Origin of the sequence: Lacinutrix sp. Hel_I_90 (genome assembly GCF_000934685.1) — a bacterium.
In the GTDB taxonomy this organism is placed as follows: domain Bacteria; phylum Bacteroidota; class Bacteroidia; order Flavobacteriales; family Flavobacteriaceae; genus Lacinutrix.
Map to the genome: position 1 here is coordinate 211,556 of NZ_JYNQ01000001.1, position 19,220 is coordinate 230,775.

The window sequence follows — 19,220 nt, forward strand, 5'->3', positions numbered from 1 at the left end:
ATTCAATAACAAACAATACAATGGCATTTATAGATTATTACAAGGTTTTAGGCATACCAAAAAATGCGACGGATAAGGATATAAAAAAAGCATATCGAAAATTGGCGCGTAAATACCATCCCGATTTAAACCCAAATGACAAGGAAGCAGAAAAGCAATTTAAAGCTATAAATGAAGCCAATGAAGTATTAAGCAATCCTGAGAATCGTAATAAGTATGATGCCTATGGTGAGCATTGGAAAAACTCTGAAGCCTACGAACAGGCAAAGCAACAACAGGAATATCAAAGACGCGCACAAACAGCATCTGGAGGTGGTTTTGAGCAAGATTTTTCAGATATTTTTGGCAGTATGTTCGGTGGTGGTTCATCGAGAAGTTCGAATGTAAAATACAGAGGACACGACTTAAATGCCGAATTGCAATTAGATTTAAAAGATGTTTATACGTCTCATAAACGCACCCTTACAGTAAATGATAAAAATATTCGTATAACCATACCTGCTGGAGTAGAAAATGGCCAGATAATAAAAATAGCAGGTCATGGTGGCAAAGGTTTTAATGGAGGACCCAATGGCGATTTATTTATTCAGTTCTCAATTGTTAATCATTCAAAATTTAAACGCGATAAAGACAACCTTTACACAACAGTAGATTTAGATTTATATACTGCATTATTAGGTGGTTCTATTATGGTAGACACTTTTACAGGAAAAGTTAAACTAACCATTAAACCAGAAACCCAGAATGGAAGTAAAGTTAAGCTAAAAGGAAAAGGCTTTCCAAAATATAAAAAAGAAGGGCAATTTGGTGATTTATATATCACTTATGATATAAATATTCCAACCAAATTATCTTCAAAAGAAAAAGAACTCATTGAAGAATTGCAAAAACTAAGGTAATGGAAACAGACGATTTAATATCAATACAGCAATTTTGTTTACATCATAATGTGCCAAATACATTTATTGATAGTCTACACAATTATGAACTTATAGAAATAGTAGTCACTAATAACGAACGCTACATTAAAATCAAACAAATTAATGATTTAGAAAGAATGATGCGTTTGCACTTTGAACTCGATTTAAATTTCGAGGGCTTAGATGTTGTTGATAATCTTCTCAAACAAGTAGTCACATTACAGCATCAAATTAAAGATTTAAAAAATAGATTGCGTTTGTATGAGGACGAGTAAATTAACTTAGCAATGGAGACGATAAAACAATGGCTTTATGAAAACCCCACGTTCTACAGTGTTATAAAATATCTATTAATTGTAGCACTTATTCTTTTAGGTATTCAATTTATTAGAAAGTTTCTTAAACATAATATAGAAAACACGGTCGTAAGATATAAATCTCAAAAAGGAATTGAGATTATTGGTTATGTGGTGCTAATCATGCTCTCTTTTTTTTATTTCTCCGGCTCTATTAAAGACTTTACACTTGCCATTGGTTTATTTACTGCAGGAATTGCTTTTACGTTACAAGAATTAATATTAAGTATTGCAGGATCGGTTTATATTTTTGTGGTTAAAGTATATAAGCCTGGTGACAGAATAGAAATTAACGGGATTAAAGGCGATGTCATTGATGTGGATAGTATTTATACCACAATGATGGAAATAGGCCAATGGGTGACTAGCGATAATTATAGTGGTAGAATAGTAAAACTAAGTAATGCTTTCGTATTTAAAGGTCCTATTTATAATTATTCTCAAGATTTTCCTTTTATCTGGGACGAGTTTAACTTACCCATTAGATATGAATCTGACGTAGACTTGGCAAAGACCATTGTAATAAAGATTGCTTCAGAAATACTTTCAGAATATACTGCTAATTCAAAAGCACAATGGAGTGAAATAGTTAATAAATATTACATTGAAGATGCACAATTGGATCCCACTTTAGCCATTAAATTGACAGATAATTGGATTGAATTTAATTTACGTTATATCGTTGATTATAAGAAAAGAAGAATTACAAAACACAGTTTAAATGATCGTATAAGAAAAGCATTTGAAGCAACCAACGGCAAAGTTATTTTAGCGTCTTCTACTTTAGAACTTATAAAAATACCAGAATTGAAAATTGATTTGAAGCAAACTAACACTTAAATATGTTCACTTTTAAAAACTTCAATATTGCCGATTGGTTTTCTTTTTATAGACTATTTGCTGCCCCTTTTTTATTACTTTTTATTTGGTTCGATTTGCGTTTAATTTTCACATGGTTTTTACTCATTAGCTATTTAACAGATGCTATTGATGGCTTTTTAGCACGAAAATTAAAAATCACGAGCTCTCGAGGGTCACAATTGGATTCTTTTGGCGATCAAATTACACTTGTTATTGGACTCACTGGGTTGTTTTATTTTGAAACAGACTTTATTAAGACCAATCTTATTTTAATTTTTATCGTATTTATACCCTATATATTTCAAATGATTATAGCGTTTGTTAAATATGGTAAGGCAACAGCTTTTCATACCTATTTTGCGAAATTTTCTGCAATTGTACAAAGTGTGTTTATTCTATATTCTTTATTTTTTAGTCCAAACTATACCTTGTTTTATATCATGATTGGTATTGGGTTGTTAGAAACATTTGAAGAAGTAACACTTATTTTTATTTACGATTCTTGGACATCAGATGTGAAAGGTCTTTATTGGGCGTTAAAAGATAAAAGAAGACTCAAGAAGCAGTATAAAGAAGACTAATATGAGAAGTTATTCCATCTTTACTATTTTACTCCTATGTCTAGCGATTTTAATTGTAGATATTGTTGCCTTTTATTGGCTGGGCTCCATAACCGCATTGGTTTCAATACCATTTAAAAATAGCATTAATATTTTATTTTGGGTGTTCTCTATAGGTTTGATGGCTTCAATAATAACCTTAAAGATTAGACTGGATAGCATAGCGCCTAAGCGTAAACAGAAATTGATAACATCATTGTATGGCCTAACAGTAGCCTCTTTTATCCCTAAGATACTTTTCATTATTATCATTACTATATTATATTCGGTAAACTATGTGATTTCAGAAAAAGCCTCCTTAGTAATAGTACCATTGGTTGGTTTGTTTTCTGGGTTTCTCCCTTTTTTTATAATCCTATATGGTGTATTTAGAACGCTGTATCTATTTAAAGTTTATCATATAATAATCAAAGATAAAAAGCTGCCAACAGCCTTTCATGGCTTGCGAATTGTACAAATATCGGATATTCACTTAGGCAGTTTTAATGCCCGATATCATATTTTGGACAAGGCAATAGCTAAGATTAATCACTTACAGCCAGACTATATTTTTTTTACTGGTGATTTAGTGAATAACTATGCTTGGGAATTAAAAGGTTGGAAAAACACATTCAATACATTAGTCGCGGCAAAAGGGAAGTATGCCGTATTAGGAAATCACGACTATGGCGATTATAGCGAATGGAAAACTAAGGAAGAAAAACGAAAGAATTTTGAGGCTATACAACAGTTTTATAAAGCTATTGATTTTAAATTGTTGTTAAATGAAGCTGAGGTTATTGAAAATTCAGGGGAAAATATAGCAATAATAGGTGTCGAAAATTGGGGAAAACCACCATTTAAGCAGTACGGAAATCTTAAAAAAGCAATGGCAGAGGTAGAAGCGATTACTTTTAAAATACTATTATCTCATGACCCATCACATTGGGACGAAGAGATTATTAATAAAACAAATATAGCGCTAACATTATCAGGCCATACGCATGGGATGCAAGCAGGCTTTCAATTTAAAAAACGACAATGGAGTCCCATAAAATATAAGTATAAACATTGGGCAGGCTTGTATAAAGAACAAAATCAATACCTCTATGTTAATCGTGGTTTAGGTTGGTTAGGTTTTCCTGGTAGATTAGGGATGCGTCCAGAGATTACCTGTATTGAATTAAAAAAGACAGTTTAGATCTTACTGACATATATCATGTTTTACTCCTTTATAAATATTTAATTTTAAATACGTTAAATTTTAAATATGATTATGAAAAGAATAATTATTGGTTTGTTTATTTTTGGTTTAACCACCCAAGGTTTTGCACAAAATCCAATACCGTTAGAAGAAGTTGTTTTAGTCTATACCAATTACAAATACTTGAATAGCACAGATGCTGAAGATTTGCCTGTCGCCATCGATGAACTTCAGATTAAAGCTGCTAATTTTGATATTAAAACCTTGGATATTTACCAAGATGAATACGATTTATACGATGTTTATTTTATTATTCCAGAAGGAAGAATTCTAGCGACTTATGACAATGAAGGTAATATTCTAAGAACAGCTGAAAAATATAAGGGTCTTGCTTTACCGGAACCTGTTTTATTATCTGTTTTAAAAAGATTTCCTAAATGGAGTATAACCAAAGAGGTGTATTTGGTAAACTATCGTGAGTCTGAGGACGCTAAAAAAATGTACAAAATTACTTTAGAGAACGGTGATAAACGCATTAAGATAAAAGTTGATGATACTGGCGTATTTTTATAAACAGTAGAGTATTTAATTAGTGAAAATAAGATTAGTAATCACTATCGGTCGAACAAAACAAAATAATTAGCTTAAAAACCATTAAAACTAGAGTAGGATAATTATGATACAAAATTTAGTAAATAAAGAAAGCCAATTCATCCTTAACCATAATTATATAGGCCATTTAGGGTATATTTACCATAATAGGCCTTACGTGGTTCCCATTACTTATTATTTTGATGAAAAAGAAAATGTAATTATTTGTTATTCAGCTGATGGGCATAAGATAAATGCCATGCGGAAACATGACTTTGTGTCTCTTGAAGTAGCAGAGATAGAATCTGTAAACCATTGGCAATCGGTATTGGTGGAAGGAAATTATGAAGAGCTAGAAGGAAGTTATGCAAAAGCAGAATTACATAAGTTTTCTTTAGGTGTTAAAGACGTTATTTTAAATAAAGAACATCGCGATGTAGATTATATCGCTGAGTTTTCTGCAAAAATTTATAAAGACGATGTTCCCATTGTTTTTCTTATTCGAATAGATGAAATAACTGGCAAGAAAAGGCGCTTCTAAACAGGGTATTGGTATCAAATCTAAAAGACAGTTGTTAATAAATAATATTTTGGATAGAGTTCAAATACCATTTTCAAATCAATTGTTAGATCTTTAAGTAAATGAATAAGAGAAAAAATAAGTGCTTCACCTAACAGAATCTGTTTTTTAGTGCATCAATAAAAAAGGTGCACCAATAGAAACTAACCTAAAATGGCGTTTGAAAAGAAATACTAAATGATATGGTAGTGTTTCAGAAATAACGACGCTGATCAATCGTTTGTAATGAGTGACAACTATTGAATAGTATTGGGTTTAGCCTTGATTTGTTTTTTCGAGATTTACAATCAAATCTTATTTATTAGTGAGAACTTGTTTTTTACTGATTATTCTCATATTTTCAATCAAATTATGCGACTAATTTCGCATAAATAAAATCAATTCGATGAAATATCTGTATACCTTAGTGCTACTAATACTACTCTTTAATTGTAAAAATGACAATTCAAATGACCCTAGTGATGCCATTGATCCCACTCAAGAGCTCAAGCCATTAGTAATAGATAGCTTACAAAACGACAGCTTAAAGATAACAGATCTAGATATTATACCTATAAACAAGTTAATTTCTATTGAATTGAAGCAAAAAAAACTCATAGAAAAAAAAGATGAAAGAGAAGAACTTCAAAAATTGATTATTGATAAAAAGTATAAAATAGATAATGAGGACTATACTATTGATTTTAATTATCCGCTACTCAACGAATCTTTTAAACCTACACATACCAATTTTAATGAATTTATTAAAGAATACTACGTAAAGGTTGCTAAAACTGAGGCTGAAATACTAGAAAATAAATTATTATGTGATAGGCTTTTAACCTGTGATAGTATTGAGGCTAAAAACTTTAAGGAAGAACGGTTTATAGATTATAAAATTTATAATGTTAATAATCATCTTGTTAGCTTACTTTTTTACAAAGAGAATTACTATTCAGGAGCCATGCATCCCACTTATTCTTTTGATTGTTTTAACTTCGATTTAAAAAGAGGTGTTTTTATGAACTATGAAGATTTCTTTATTATAGGATCTGAAGATGAATTGTTGGTTCTAATCAATGAAAAAATAAATAAAAAAATACAAAGAGGCGAGTTGTATTATGATTGTTGGGAGTTGTCTTCTGCCGATTTTTTTAAACATAAAAATAATTTCGTGCTTAATGAAACGTATATTGAGTTTTATTTTGATGACTTTATAATTTGCCCATCGTATACAGGTACCTATTCTGTAGAACTACCATTAGTCGATTTGTTATCCGTGCTAAAGAAATACGAATCAAACCCCTTAGTTTTTTAGTGTACTTATCTTAGATAAATGTTTATTTTTAATGTGTTGAGAATTAGTATCCATAATTTTATTGCTTTAGTAAAATAAGATGAGATTATTCTTATAGCTGATAATCATCATATTATTAGAGTCCGGTATGGATTAATTTTAAATAATAAAATTAACCATTATGACACTTTTAAAAACAATTGCTTTTACAATAATAGTATTGCTCTTTCTAAATTCCCTAACAGCACAAAACAGGTGGTCAGCAGAATTTAGACCAGGTTTAGATTTTACAACTGAAGCTATTGGTGATACTAAATTAACAACTGGATATGGCTTTGAAGCAGCTCTTTCATATAAAGTTATACAGTATTTAAACGCCTATGTAGGTTGGGGCTTTAATTCGTTTCAGTTTGCCGATAATCCTGAAATAGATTTCGATACAACAGGCTATACCTTCGGATTTCAATTTATACACCCTATAAGTGAAGGGTCGAACTTATCTTATCTTATACGCGCAGGCGGAATTTATAATCATATTGAAATTGAAAATAATAATAATGATACCATTCAAGCCACAGATCACGGATTAGGCTATGAGTTTGGTGGAGGGTTAGATTACGTTCTTGGCAATAATGGTTGGAGTTTAAGACCGCAAGTGGGGTATCGTGCCTTATCGAGAGATTTAGAGATTCTAAACACAAAGAAAGCTATAGACCTTAATTATATCGTCTTTGCTTTAGGGATTTCAAAAACGTTTTAAAGTATGAACCGAGTACATTACAAGTTTTATCATTATAGAGTCATCATAAAAACATAAATAAAACAGTGATTTGTTAAAAGTAATATGTATTTTTCAACTTGATATTGCTTTTTCCCATAACGCAAATAACTACCGCAATTATTCATTAACCTAACAAACCTACCATGAATAGAAGACATTTTATAACATCAGGCACGCTCTGTGCGGGTGCTTTATCATTAGTTCCTGCCAATGCTTTTTCTAGTACTTCAGCAATTTCAATATACAGTATTGGACATGGATTTAACGCGCTATCCAATTTAATTCATCATACTTCAGTAGGAGCCTTATCAAAAAAGCTACAGGAAGCGCATAAAGAATTATCAAAGGTATTAGATGACAAAGGCTATAACTACGACGGTTCTGAAGTGGTTAAATTTAGCAATAACTGTTTTGCCGTTCCTTTAAGTAAAGAACCTTTACTAGGTTTTAAATCTAAAGAGCTTGCTTTGCTTATCGAACATGATGGAGACTACAAACATTATATTCTCAATGAGAAAACCTCTAAAACTTTCAGTTCATTAGTAGAAAACTATACGTTGAATTCTAGTAATAATGGTTTAAACTTAGATGCGGTTGACTTTATTACACCAATAGAAGTACTTAACGTGTCTACTGGCAGGATCAATATAGTCGTATATAAAAATAAGTCGGGAAATACAATTACGTTAAGAAGTTCTAATAAAAACCAGGTGGTATTGGTTAATTAGTACCTTTAGTTTAAAACTTCGATGGATTTAGGAATATAAATTATCAATTATTTTTTTAAAGAAATTAAGGAACTGTTTATTAACCAGGTTTCTTTTGTTTTAGTTAGCATCTTTTTTAAGCGCCCTTTTTTCCTGCCGTTCTAATTTCCTAAAATAACCTCGAGTTAAAAAATTATGTTTTAAGGCTTCCATATTTTGATTAAACTTATCTGTGCCTTCAGTAATGTTTTTTATGGTCGATTTTAAATCATGGACTAAAACGGTATCATTTATAATGTAACTTAAAGCACCTTTATCAGAATCTAAATCAGTTACAATACCCTTAATATTGCTAACAACCGTTTCAACTTGGGTACTTGATGTTTCTAGATTACTAACAATAGTTTTTAATTTCTTACCAGTAAGCGTGTCATGTAGCAGCACACCTAGAATGGTTTCATCATTGGTTTGTATTGCTTTTATAGTACCATTTAATTCATTAATCGTTGTCGTAGCACCATAGCTAGCACGCTTTAAGCTCTTAATGGATAATCTTAAATCATTAGCCATAATAGTGTCATTTAATAAAATCCCTAAGGTTCCTTTTCCTTCGGCTAAAGCTTCGGTGATTTTAAGCAATTTCGCTGTCAAAATGGCTGTGTTTTCTCCTGTAACGCTCAGTGTGCTTAAAATATCATCTGTTCCAATCTTACTATAAGATTTTATGGTATCTCCATTAGCTATCGCTTTTGCATTACCTTTTCCTGGAACTATATTTATAATCATATTACCTACTAAGCCATCAGAACCAATAGTGGCGATAGCATTTTTTTTTATGTGAATTACCAGTTCTTCGTCAATAGCCATATCTACTTTTATAGCAGAATCATTTACCATGGTTATTGCTTTTACCGTCCCTATATTTATTCCAGAATAGCGTACATTATTTCCTTTTTGTAAACCATTCACATTTTTGAAATTAGCATTGATGCTAAACGTTTCTTTAAACAAATTGTCTTTTTGTCCAATAAAATAAATACCAACTATAAATAGGAGAGTGCCTATAATGACAAAAAGGCCTAAATTTAATTTCTGTGAGTTCGTCGTCTTCATGGTGTTCGTTTTAATGTTTAAAAAAAGCTTGGACTTTTGGATCTTTAGAGCATGATAATTCTGCAAATGTGCCAACAGCATAATTAGTGCCGTCTATAAGTAATATCATGCGGTCTGAAATCACTCGCGCGCAATCCACATCATGAGTGATTATGAGGGAGGACGTATTGTATTTTCTTTGAATATCTTGCATTAATAAGATTATTTCTTTCGATGTTATTGGGTCTAACCCGCTTGTAGGTTCGTCGTACAAAATGATTTTTGGTTTTAAAATTAGCGTTCGTGCTAGGGCTATCCGACGTTTCATGCCTCCAGATAATTCTGAGGGCATTAAGTCTATTGCATGAGCTAAACCTACATTTTCTAAAGCATCAAGAACTAGTGCATTTGTGTCTTTATCAATACCCGTTTTTTTTGCCTGATGTCGTAATGGAAATTCTAAATTTTCCCGTACCGTCATAGAATCATACAATGCACTGCCTTGAAATAAAAACCCAATATCTGTGCGTAGTGTGTCTAAAGCCTCTTGATCTAATTTTGTTATGTCTTTATGCATTAGCGAAATTGTACCACTATCGGCTTCCATTAAACCAACAAGGCATTTAATCATTACCGATTTTCCAGACCCTGATTTCCCCATAATCACCAAGTTCTCACCTTTATGTAGTGTCATGTTGAAACCATTAAGGACCTTATTAGTGCCAAAACGTTTATGTAAATCTTTAATTTCAAGAACAATCTCCCGTTTATTTAAAGCATCACTTTTAGTAGCTATGTTTTTTTGTAGACTCATATATCATAAAAAATGTCAGTTACAAAAACAGCAATAAAGTCAATAATAAAGAGTAGTAGCGAGGTGAAAACAACAGCAGAGTTAGCAGCTACGCCAACACCTACAGTTCCTTTTTCACAATAATAACCTTTAAAGCAACCCACCAATCCAATAGCAAGACCAAAGAAAAATGTTTTAATAGTCGCCGGTATAATGTCTCCAAACTCTAAAGACTCAAAAACTTGACTAAAATACAAGTGAAACGAGACATCACCTTTTACATTTTCTACCAAATAAGAGCCATACAAGGCAACAGCATCACCAATAATAACTAGCAAGGGTAGCATTAAAGTAATGGCGAGTACTCGCGTAACTACCAGATATTTAAAAGGGTTGGTGCCAGAAACTTCCATGGCATCAATTTGTTCTGTAACCCTCATGGAACCCAGTTCAGCACCAATTCCAGAACCGATTTTTCCAGCACAAACCAAAGCGGTAATAATCGGTCCTATTTCCCTAACAATGGAAATGCCTACCATAGAAGGCATCCATGATACGGCGCCAAACTCCATTAACGTAGGTCTGGTTTGTAAGGTAAGAACCAAACCGATTATAAAACCTGTAATGCCAACCAGTAAAAGAGATTGGTTACCCATATTATAGGCTTGTCGCATTATCTCTTTAAATTCAAAAGGACGCTTAAAAAGTTCCTTAAAAAACCGACCTGTAAAATAAGAGAGGGCACCTATTTCTATAAAAAAAGAGTTTAGTCTGGTTATTATTTTATTTGTATACGGCATACGAACTCGCTTAATACTCAAATGTATGTTAATAGAATTGTGTTTTAAATGATAAAAATCATATCTCAAGGCTGATGAATATCATTTTTAGTGGCATTAACTAACCCTATTTTGCACGATAATAGTTTAAAATAAAGACTCGTGAAAATAGGTTTAGCACTTTCTGGAGGAGGAATAAGAGGCGCCGCTCATATTGGTGCTATTAAGGCATTAGAAGAACATAATATAACGATTACACATATAGCGGGCACCAGTGCTGGAGCGGTTGTAGGTGCTTTATATGCCTATGGCTATACCTGGGAAGAAATGCTTGTTTTTTTTAATAAGATTGAACTTTTTAGTATTAAAACGTATGCACTAAATAAACCTGGTTTTATAGATCCTGAAAAGTATTACTCTTTTTTTAAAGGTTACTTTCCAGAAGATAATTTTAATACGCTTAAAAGAGAGTTATCTATTACAACGACTAATATTTTAGAGGGCAAATTAGAAGTGTTCAAAACAGGGGAGCTCATTAAACCTATTTTGGCATCTTCTGCTTTTCCAGGTGTTTTTTCTCCAATGCATATTAATGACAAGCTTTACGTCGATGGAGGTGTTTTAAATAATTTTCCTGTGGAATTATTAACAGAAAAGTGTGATAAAATTATAGGAGTTTATGTTAATCATTTTGGAACAATAAAAGAGCATGATCTCAAGCATTTCCATAACATTATTGAAAGAGCAATCAATGTAAGAATAGCTAAGGATGATATTAAAAAATTCGCTGATTGCGATTTAGTAATAGCTCCGAAAATCCTAAATCAGTACGGTCTTTTTGATAAGAAAAATAGTGATGTTATTTTTAAAATAGGTTATAACAGTATGAGTGATGCGATAACTAATTTGAGGTTGAAAACTAAAGAAGAATTAGGGGTTGTTTAGTAGGCATCTATATCATTTTATTTGTTTTTTTGTAGGGTGTTTTTAATAGGTAAAAGGAGCGTTCCAGAACATAAAAGGTAGTGGTTGAGAAAAAATAGTAATTTAAAATTATATAACCTTGAAATTGTTTCAAGACATCATCAATATGCTACCGTAAAATGTCACTAAAAAACAGAGGCAGATTGCCATGTCGTAAAATAATACGCTTTATAAATGCGGTTACTTTCCTTTTGTGGCTTGTTATTATAAAAAGATAAAAGGGAGCAGGTACTCTTTTGCAAGATATTTAGAGTTTCTTGAAGCCTAAGTAGGAGTTACTTTGGTTATAATATTTGTTAATTCATTTTCTGTATTTTTATTATCACCCCAACAGTCTAAATTATAAATCACTGTTTCTGCTATATTTGTTAGTGCTTCGTCTGTTAAAAAAGCATGATGACCTGTTATGAGCACATTGGGCATAGCGTTCAATTTAATGATATTGTCATCATTAACAATTTCATGAGAATGATCCTTAAAAAAGAGGTCTTGCTCATTTTCATAAACATCTATTCCTAGAGCGCCAATCGTACCATTTTCTAATCCTGTTATAATATCTTCAGTGTTAATAACTGCGCCTCTTGCGGTATTTATAATAGTAACGCCTTTTTTCATTTTTTCAATTAATGCTTCATTAATTAAATAGTGCGTATCACCATTCAAGGGAACATGAATTGAAATAATATCTGCTTGTTTGCAAAGGGTATTCAAAGCCACATAAGTCAAACCATATTTATCTACTAATTCTTTGTTTTCTTCAATATCACAGCCTAATAAATTGCAGCCGAAACCATGCATTATTTTTGCCATTATCGAGCCTATTCTGCCTGTGCCAATGATACCTATCGTTTTATTATTTAAATCGTAGCCAATGAGATGGTTTAAATCAAAGTTGAAGTGTTCTACACGTTCGTTAGATTCTATCAATTTCCTGTTTAACGCTAAAAGTAAACTCACGGCGTGTTCAGCAATGGCATAAGGTGAATAGCTTGGTACATTTGCTACTTTAATATTTAAGCGTGCTGCAGTATTTAAGTTTACGTTGTCATAACCAGCAGATCGTAACGCAATATATTTTATCCCAAAATCTTTTAATTTGTCTAAGGTTATTATAGAAGCCTGATCTCCAGAAAAAATGGAAACCGCGTCATAGCCAACAGCTTTTAAGGCTGTTTTAGAGTTTAATGCTTCGCTCACAAAAGTTAATTTGTGTTTTTTCTTATTAGCACGCTCAATATAAGGGATCTCAAAATCTTTTGTACTGTAAATAATGACTTTCATAATTTTAATTATATCTAAGATAAAACTATGTAAATGGTTAAAATAGAACTATGATATATGTCAGTTATAGCAGCACACTTTATAACATCCTTAAAAAAAATAAGACTATTGTTTTCTTATATTAAATGGTCACTATTTAACTTTAAAGGAAAACATAATAAATATCACAATAGAAATTAAAACACTTAGAAAATCCCGTAATTGTAATTCATGAAGGAGTACGTAATTAGTTGTTTTTTTAGCCATACAATTACTATACAAAGTTGTATATTGCATGTAACATATAATTATGATATTTACGAAGAACATTTTATTTAAAGCCTTGCTTACACTGGTTTTGTTTATTTTTTTTGCACCACTTTTTGCGCAAGAATTACCTCCTATAAATGTTTTTACACCACAACAGTATGGGGCAGAAAATCAAAATTGGGCAATATCGCAATCTGATGAAAATTATATTTATGTAGCCAATAACTTAGGCTTGTTGGAATACAATGGCGCCAGTTGGAGACTTTATAATTCGCCAAATGAAACCATTATCAGATCGGTTAAAGCTATTGATGACAAGATTTATACTGGCTGTTATATGGAGTTTGGCTTCTGGAAAAAAGATGTGTTTGGTACTTTAAAATACGATTCACTGTCAAAATTTCTTAAAACACCGCTCATTGAGGATGAGCAATTTTGGCAAATTATAAACGTGGAAAACTGGATTCTATTTCGATCTCTAAATAGAGTTTATATTTATAATACAGAAAGTGAAACCTTTAAAATCATTGAATCTGAAACAACTATTACCAAGATGTTTAAAGTAGATGATACGATTTATTTTCAATCTATCAATAAAGGTATTTATAAAATACAAAACGGTAAAGCGGTACTGTTCTTAGAGAATAATATTTTAAAAAAGGAACCCATCATTAATATGTTTAAAGAAGAAGACGTATTTGTGTTTTTAACACAAGAAAGTGGGTTTTATCGTATGAAGAATCAGGTTGTTAAGCCTTGGATTAATAAAACAAACGATATACTATCAAAGTATACAGTCTATAGTGGAATTAAACTTAAAGATGATAACTATGCTTTAGGTACGATTTCAAATGGATTAATTCAGGTCGATACCCATGGCGAAGTTATTCAAGAAATTAATCAAACGAATGGCCTTTTAAATAATACAGTATTAGCACTTTTTGAAGATAAAGATCTTAATCTTTGGTTAGCACTGGATAATGGAATTAATTGTATTAATAGCAAGTCTCCAATTAAAATTTTTAATGACGAAAAAGGAAATTTGGGTACAATATACACGTCTGCCATTTATCATGATAAATTATATTTAGGAACAAACCAAGGGCTGTTTTTTAAGACAATAGATTCTAATGATGCTTTTGAATTTGTTAAAGGCACGAAAGGTCAAGTTTGGTGTTTAGTTGAATTAAAAAAGCGCTTATTCTGCGGACATAATTCTGGAACTTTTGTAATTGAAAATGGAAAAGCAGAAAAAATAGCAGAGATTCAGGGCACTTGGTCTATTAAACCAATAAAAGGGAATGAAGACCTATTGCTGCAAGGTAATTACAATGGGCTTAATATATTGGAAAGACAAAAGGATGGTTGGCGTTTTAAAAATAAAATTGAAGGTTTTGATATTTCCTCACGATTCTTTGAGCTGATTAATAGTCACGAAGTAATCATGAGTCATGAATATAAAGGCATCTTTAATGTTGAAATAAATGAGGCTTATACTAAAGCGACAAATGTGACGAAAGATACTGTCATGAAAGAATTACACTCCAGTTTGTTTAAGTACGACGAAGCGATTTACTATGCTTTTAATAAGGGCGTTTTTAAATATAATAAGGAATACAAAAGTTTCGAAAAGGATTCGATATTTAGTCAGGTTTATGATGCAGAAAACTATGTTTCAGGGAAACTAATTGTAGATAAGCAAACAGGTTATTTATGGAGCTTTTCTAGGCATGATATTAACTACATTACACCAGGAAAACTCAGTAAAATACCAATAATAAAAAGAATCCCCATTTCTAATGCGCTTAGAAAAGGCGTTCCAAGCTATGAAAACATATTAAATCTTGGTAACAAGAAATATTTGTTCGGGACTTCATCAGGATACATCATTATAGATCTAAATGCCATTAAGGAAAAATCATATAATATTTATATTAATAGTGTCGTTTCTAATGCGGTAGATGGACCATCAAATAAACTTAATATAACTGAGGTTGCAGATTTAGAAAACAAACAGAACAATATTCTTTTTGAATACAGTGTGCCCGAATTTGATAAATTCCAAAATGTTGAATATCAACATCAACTGGAAGGTATTTATAACCAGTGGAGTGATTGGTCTTCCAGTTCAAATGAGTTATTTAAGAATTTACCATCTGGTACTTATAACTTTAAAGTAAGAGGTAGAATAGGAGGTAATAGCACTTCCAATATTGCTACTTATACATTTGAAATACAAAAACCATGGTATTTATCAAATTTGATAGTAGCACTTTATATTATTGGAGGACTTTTATTGCTCTTGTTTACACATCATCTCTATAAAACCTATTATAAAAAACAGAGGGAGGCTTTATTAAAGAAAACAAAACAAGAATTAGAACATAGAGAATTAGAAAACGCTCAGCAATTAATGCAGTTTAAAAACGAAAAATTGCAGCGGGATATAGAAAATAAAAGTCGAGAACTTGCTATCTCTACAATGAGTTTAATTAAAAAAAATGAATTTCTTAATGATATAAAAAAGGAATTAAATAGTGCGAAAATTGATGCGAACCTTAATCCGGTAATTAAGATTATTGATAAAAACATTAACAATACAGACGATTGGAAATTGTTTCAAGAAGCCTTCAATAATGCTGATAAAGATTTTTTAAAGAAAGTAAAGTCTAAACACCCAAAACTCACTCCTAACGATTTAAGATTGTGCGCCTACCTTAGGTTAAACTTGTCTTCTAAAGAAATTGCACCACTTTTAAATATTTCTCCTAGAAGTGTAGAAGTTAAACGCTATCGTTTGCGTAAAAAAATGGATTTACCTCACGAGACTAGTTTAACAAACTACATCTTAGACTTGTAGCTACACTACATTTTTAAATTTGAACTATACATTACCACAACAATATTAATTATTTAATTCTTTTTAAGTTATCGCTTACAGAAGTCCATTAGGGGTTTATGTCAACAAAACCAGTGTATTACTAATAATTTAGCATAAAAATACTGCTTTTTATAAGATGTATGTTTTTTGTAGCGGAGTTTTATGATAATTTGTCATTTATCTGGTTTAATTTTGAGGATAAGATAAACTACGCACTATGAAAATTAAATTTACTGCATTACTAATTTTTGCATTTTGTATTTCTACTTACGCTCAAAATGTCAATGTTACTGGTACTGTCATAAGCAAAATGGATAATATGCCTATAGTAGGGGTGAATGTTTTGGTGAAAGACAGTAATAAGGGGGATGTTACCGATTTTGATGGTAATTTTTCTATTAATGATGTTCCTGTTGGAGCGACATTACAAATCAGTTATATAGGATATGCATCTCAAGAAATTGTGATAACCAACGACGATTCACTTAGAGTCTTATTAAGTGAAGACGCTGCTGCATTAGACGAAGTTGTTTTAGTAGGGTATGGAACTCAAAAGAAAAAAGAGATTACAGGAGCAGTTTCGGTAGTCAATTCTGAAACTATCGAAAATCTTAAACCAACGCGAATAGAGCAAGCTCTACAAGGTCAGGTGGCTGGTGTTAATATTACATCTCAATCTGGTTCTCCTGGAAGCGCTTCAAATATTAGAATTCGGGGTATTTCGACCAACGGAGATAATAGACCGCTAATATTAGTTGATGGTAATGTTATTGAAGATCTAAGTGTTGTAAATCCAGGAGATATTGCAAATATTACTGTGTTAAAAGATGCTACTGCTGGTATTTACGGTGTAAGAGCCGCAAATGGTGTGATTCTGATTACAACAAAAACAGGAAGAAAGTCTATGCCTATGCAATTTGACTATGATGCTTATGTAGGTTTTCAACAAACCACAAGGGAAATACCGTTATTAAATGCTACAGAATATGTGTTACTAAGAAATGAAGCAGCTGCAGCAAATGGTCAAACCTTGCCGTTTCCAAATGTAAGCCGATTAGGTCGTGGTACAGATTGGCAGGGTGAGGTATTTGAAACTGCGCCAATTTTTAATAATAATATAAACGTTAGAGGAGGTACAGAAAAATCAACCTATTCCTTTGGTTCATCACTTTTAACGCAAGACGGTATTGTTGGTGGAAGCAAAGCTAATTTTACCCGTTATACAACACGAATAAATTTTGGAACAGAGCTCATGAAAAATCTAAATATAAAAGCAAATCTTTTATATACAGGTACCATTAAAAAATCGCTTCCTGAAAATGGATTAGGTTCAGCATTATTCAATGCTTTAAATATTGATCCAACGTTAACAGTAAGACAGGAAGATGGTAGTTTTACGAGAGCCGAAAATTATCCTATTGAAGTTATTAATCCGTTAGCACAGATTGAAAGTATTAACAATCTTGCTAAGGTGGATAAACTTAGTGGTGTTTTCGGAGTCAATTATAAATTTTTAGATGATTTTTCTGCTGAAGTAAATTACCAATGGAATTATTCGGAGGTAAGGGACAGAGCTTTCTTTCCAGAGGCAGACTTTGGAAATATTGGATCTAACACTGTTTTTGATAGAGAAATCAATCAATTAGATGAGAACGAAAACTTTTTTAGAGATTACACGTTTGACGCTTTAATTAATTATGAAAAAAGTTTCAATGACATCCATAATCTAAAAGTAACATTAGGGAATTCGATTTTTAAAACAACCGGCGATGGGTATTCATTTACAGGAAGAGATTTGGGAGAGGTTACATTTACAACCGCTAATCTTAATGATGCTGCTGAATTTATAGATAATTTTGAAACACCTGTTAAAAGAAGCCATCGACTATTCGATTCGCGATTGCTATCCTATTTTGGAAGAGTACAGTATAATTACAAAAGTAAATATTTGTTTTCGGCAGTAGTGAGACGAGATGGATCTACATCTTTTGGTCCAGAAAATAAATTTGGAATCTTCCCGTCTGCTTCATTGGGTTGGGTGGCTTCAGATGAGTCATTTTTAGAGAATAGTAATACTATTAACTTTCTAAAGTTGAGAACTTCTTATGGTATATTAGGTAATGATAGAATTCCAGGTTTTGCATTTGTATCATTGTTGGACGGAGAAGGAACATACGTATTAAATGATGAATTAGCATCAGGAGTAGCCATTGGTCGTATTTCCAATCCTGAAATTCAATGGGAAGAGCAAAAAACATTTGATTTTGGTGTAGAAACCAGACTCTTTAATAATAAAATAAATATTACAGCAGATTACTTTGATCGCACAACTGAAAATCTGTTGTTAGTTGTAGAGTCCTCACGTATTTTAGGAAGTAGTGCTCCAGGAGCGGCAAACCCAGTAGCAAATGCTGGTACAGTACAAAACAGTGGAGTAGAATTTCAAATAGGTTATAACGACAGAATTACAGAGGATTTAAAATTTAATGTGAGTTATAACTTTACAACCTTAGACAATGAAGTTCTTGAAGTCAATAATGGTATTGGTTATGAAGTTGGAGGTGTATTTGGTATTGGTCAGGCAAATCCACCCTCAAGAATGGAAGTGGGACAACCTATAGGTGTGTTTTATGGTTTACAAACCAACGGTATTTTTCAAAGTCAAGCAGAAGTAGACGCACATCCATCGCAACTTGCCTTGGGGGCTAATGCAGAACCTGGAGATTTAAGATTTGTAGATATAAATGGTGACGGTGTTCTCGATGAAGATGATCGTACTTACATTGGAAGTCCAATTCCAGAGGTTACTATGGGGCTTAATTTATCTTTAGATTATAAGGACTTTGACTTTCAAACATATTTCTTTGCTTCTATAGGTAATGATATTGTAAGAAACTATGATAGAAATGATCCCGTTACAAATAAAACAATTTACGCTTTAAACCGTTGGACTGGTCCAGGGACTTCAAACACCAATCCGAGAGTGACTACAGGAGCGACTTCAAATGGTGTGTTTTCAGATTACTATGTAGAGGACGGTTCATTTATAAGAGCTCAAAACATGCAATTGGGTTATACTTTCAACAAAGATAAATTAAGTAATATTGGTTTAAGAGGAATAAGGCTTTATATGTCTGTAAGTAATGTTTTTACTTTAACCAAATATAGAGGTTTTGATCCTACAGCCTCAAACGGCGCACCCATTGGTGGTGGAATCGATCCAGGATTTTATCCAAATCCAAGAACTTTTTTATTAGGAACAAACGTAAAATTTTAAGCTAAAAAA

18 protein-coding genes are annotated in these 19,220 nt (G+C 31.9%); 13 read left to right on the forward strand and 5 right to left on the reverse strand.

Annotated elements, in window-relative coordinates; all coding sequences use genetic code 11:
* The first annotated feature begins 20 nt into the window (after window positions 1–20).
* The 4 genes from GQ46_RS00945 to GQ46_RS00960 are packed head-to-tail and all read left to right on the forward strand — an operon-like array spanning window position 21 to window position 2,718.
* Window positions 21–899 (forward strand): DnaJ C-terminal domain-containing protein, encoded by an 879-nt coding sequence (locus GQ46_RS00945; RefSeq protein ID WP_044397523.1) that lies wholly within the window; start codon window positions 21–23, stop codon window positions 897–899.
* Window positions 899–1,195 carry a chaperone modulator CbpM gene (locus GQ46_RS00950; protein WP_044397525.1) on the forward strand — a complete coding sequence of 99 codons (297 nt, stop codon included), beginning with the start codon at window positions 899–901 and terminating at the stop codon, window positions 1,193–1,195. Before GQ46_RS00945 ends, GQ46_RS00950 begins: the two co-directional genes overlap by 1 nt.
* A gap of 12 nt (window positions 1,196–1,207) precedes the next feature.
* Window positions 1,208–2,116: a mechanosensitive ion channel family protein gene (locus GQ46_RS00955; protein ID WP_044397528.1), complete on the forward strand. Its 909-nt coding sequence runs from the start codon at window positions 1,208–1,210 to the stop codon at window positions 2,114–2,116.
* A 2-nt stretch (window positions 2,117–2,118) separates the two neighbouring features.
* Entirely contained in the window at window positions 2,119–2,718 is a 600-nt protein-coding gene (locus GQ46_RS00960) for a CDP-alcohol phosphatidyltransferase family protein (RefSeq protein ID WP_044397530.1), read from the forward strand.
* 72 nt (window positions 2,719–2,790) lie between these two features.
* Here GQ46_RS00960 and GQ46_RS17935 read toward each other — a convergent pair whose 3' ends face one another.
* A complete protein-coding gene (locus GQ46_RS17935; protein ID WP_231567301.1) occupies window positions 2,791–3,000 on the reverse strand; it encodes a hypothetical protein in 210 nt (69 codons plus the stop codon).
* 34 nt (window positions 3,001–3,034) lie between these two features.
* On the opposite strand from GQ46_RS17935, the gene GQ46_RS00965 reads away from it, so the two are divergent.
* The 6 genes from GQ46_RS00965 to GQ46_RS00990 all read left to right on the forward strand — a co-directional run bounded on the left by GQ46_RS00965 (window position 3,035) and on the right by GQ46_RS00990 (window position 7,896).
* A complete protein-coding gene (locus GQ46_RS00965) occupies window positions 3,035–3,937 on the forward strand; it encodes a metallophosphoesterase (protein WP_231567302.1) in 903 nt (300 codons plus the stop codon).
* Window positions 3,938–4,012: 75 nt separating this feature from the next.
* The gene (locus tag GQ46_RS00970) at window positions 4,013–4,513 is read left to right on the forward strand and encodes a nicotinate-nucleotide adenylyltransferase (RefSeq protein ID WP_044404333.1); all 501 of its coding nucleotides are present in this window, start codon (window positions 4,013–4,015) and stop codon (window positions 4,511–4,513) included.
* 103 nt (window positions 4,514–4,616) lie between these two features.
* Window positions 4,617–5,072, forward strand: a complete 456-nt coding sequence (locus tag GQ46_RS00975; RefSeq protein ID WP_044397533.1) for a pyridoxamine 5'-phosphate oxidase family protein — start codon at window positions 4,617–4,619, stop codon at window positions 5,070–5,072.
* Window positions 5,073–5,496: 424 nt separating this feature from the next.
* Window positions 5,497–6,408, forward strand: coding sequence for an RsiV family protein (locus tag GQ46_RS00980; protein WP_044397535.1), 912 nt, complete (start codon window positions 5,497–5,499; stop codon window positions 6,406–6,408).
* Between the two features lie 160 nt (window positions 6,409–6,568).
* Window positions 6,569–7,147 (forward strand): hypothetical protein, encoded by a 579-nt coding sequence (locus tag GQ46_RS00985; RefSeq protein ID WP_044397537.1) that lies wholly within the window; start codon window positions 6,569–6,571, stop codon window positions 7,145–7,147.
* A 164-nt stretch (window positions 7,148–7,311) separates the two neighbouring features.
* Window positions 7,312–7,896, forward strand: coding sequence for a hypothetical protein (locus GQ46_RS00990; RefSeq protein ID WP_044397539.1), 585 nt, complete (start codon window positions 7,312–7,314; stop codon window positions 7,894–7,896).
* 99 nt (window positions 7,897–7,995) lie between these two features.
* On the opposite strand, the gene GQ46_RS00995 is transcribed toward GQ46_RS00990, so the two are convergent.
* The 3 genes from GQ46_RS00995 to GQ46_RS01005 are packed head-to-tail and all read right to left on the reverse strand — an operon-like array spanning window position 7,996 to window position 10,560.
* The gene (locus GQ46_RS00995; RefSeq protein WP_044397541.1) at window positions 7,996–8,988 is read right to left on the reverse strand and encodes an MlaD family protein; all 993 of its coding nucleotides are present in this window, start codon (window positions 8,986–8,988) and stop codon (window positions 7,996–7,998) included.
* Between the two features lie 10 nt (window positions 8,989–8,998).
* A complete protein-coding gene (locus GQ46_RS01000; protein WP_044397543.1) occupies window positions 8,999–9,781 on the reverse strand; it encodes an ABC transporter ATP-binding protein in 783 nt (260 codons plus the stop codon).
* On the reverse strand, window positions 9,778–10,560 hold the full coding sequence (locus GQ46_RS01005; protein ID WP_044397545.1) for an ABC transporter permease: 783 nt from the start codon (window positions 10,558–10,560) through the stop codon (window positions 9,778–9,780). The genes GQ46_RS01000 and GQ46_RS01005 overlap by 4 nt, the downstream gene beginning before the upstream one ends.
* Before the next feature lie 141 nt (window positions 10,561–10,701).
* On the opposite strand from GQ46_RS01005, the gene GQ46_RS01010 reads away from it, so the two are divergent.
* The gene (locus GQ46_RS01010) at window positions 10,702–11,484 is read left to right on the forward strand and encodes a patatin-like phospholipase family protein (protein ID WP_044397547.1); all 783 of its coding nucleotides are present in this window, start codon (window positions 10,702–10,704) and stop codon (window positions 11,482–11,484) included.
* A gap of 303 nt (window positions 11,485–11,787) precedes the next feature.
* Here the strand turns inward: GQ46_RS01010 and GQ46_RS01015 are convergent, their stop codons facing one another.
* Window positions 11,788–12,804, reverse strand: a complete 1,017-nt coding sequence (locus GQ46_RS01015) for a 2-hydroxyacid dehydrogenase (protein WP_044397549.1) — start codon at window positions 12,802–12,804, stop codon at window positions 11,788–11,790.
* A 289-nt stretch (window positions 12,805–13,093) separates the two neighbouring features.
* Between GQ46_RS01015 and GQ46_RS01020 the strand changes: the two genes are divergently transcribed.
* Both GQ46_RS01020 and GQ46_RS01025 read left to right on the forward strand, forming a co-directional pair.
* Window positions 13,094–15,913, forward strand: coding sequence for a triple tyrosine motif-containing protein (locus tag GQ46_RS01020; protein ID WP_044397551.1), 2,820 nt, complete (start codon window positions 13,094–13,096; stop codon window positions 15,911–15,913).
* Window positions 15,914–16,151: 238 nt separating this feature from the next.
* Window positions 16,152–19,211, forward strand: a complete 3,060-nt coding sequence (locus GQ46_RS01025; protein ID WP_044397553.1) for a TonB-dependent receptor — start codon at window positions 16,152–16,154, stop codon at window positions 19,209–19,211.
* Window positions 19,212–19,220 lie beyond the last annotated feature (9 nt).

Coding starts and splice junctions, on each gene's coding strand:
- GQ46_RS01025 (WP_044397553.1), top strand. CDS start 16,152: ATGAAAATTAAATTTACTGCATTACTAATTTTTGCATTTTGTATTTCT.
- GQ46_RS00950 (WP_044397525.1), top strand. CDS start 899: ATGGAAACAGACGATTTAATATCAATACAGCAATTTTGTTTACATCAT.
- GQ46_RS00975 (WP_044397533.1), top strand. CDS start 4,617: ATGATACAAAATTTAGTAAATAAAGAAAGCCAATTCATCCTTAACCAT.
- GQ46_RS00985 (WP_044397537.1), top strand. CDS start 6,569: ATGACACTTTTAAAAACAATTGCTTTTACAATAATAGTATTGCTCTTT.
- GQ46_RS00955 (WP_044397528.1), top strand. CDS start 1,208: ATGGAGACGATAAAACAATGGCTTTATGAAAACCCCACGTTCTACAGT.
- GQ46_RS00980 (WP_044397535.1), top strand. CDS start 5,497: ATGAAATATCTGTATACCTTAGTGCTACTAATACTACTCTTTAATTGT.
- GQ46_RS00970 (WP_044404333.1), top strand. CDS start 4,013: ATGAAAAGAATAATTATTGGTTTGTTTATTTTTGGTTTAACCACCCAA.
- GQ46_RS01015 (WP_044397549.1), bottom strand. CDS start 12,804: ATGAAAGTCATTATTTACAGTACAAAAGATTTTGAGATCCCTTATATT.
- GQ46_RS00990 (WP_044397539.1), top strand. CDS start 7,312: ATGAATAGAAGACATTTTATAACATCAGGCACGCTCTGTGCGGGTGCT.
- GQ46_RS01020 (WP_044397551.1), top strand. CDS start 13,094: ATGATATTTACGAAGAACATTTTATTTAAAGCCTTGCTTACACTGGTT.
- GQ46_RS00995 (WP_044397541.1), bottom strand. CDS start 8,988: ATGAAGACGACGAACTCACAGAAATTAAATTTAGGCCTTTTTGTCATT.
- GQ46_RS01005 (WP_044397545.1), bottom strand. CDS start 10,560: ATGCCGTATACAAATAAAATAATAACCAGACTAAACTCTTTTTTTATA.
- GQ46_RS00945 (WP_044397523.1), top strand. CDS start 21: ATGGCATTTATAGATTATTACAAGGTTTTAGGCATACCAAAAAATGCG.
- GQ46_RS01000 (WP_044397543.1), bottom strand. CDS start 9,781: ATGAGTCTACAAAAAAACATAGCTACTAAAAGTGATGCTTTAAATAAA.
- GQ46_RS17935 (WP_231567301.1), bottom strand. CDS start 3,000: ATGAAAAGTATCTTAGGGATAAAAGAGGCTACTGTTAGGCCATACAAT.
- GQ46_RS00960 (WP_044397530.1), top strand. CDS start 2,119: ATGTTCACTTTTAAAAACTTCAATATTGCCGATTGGTTTTCTTTTTAT.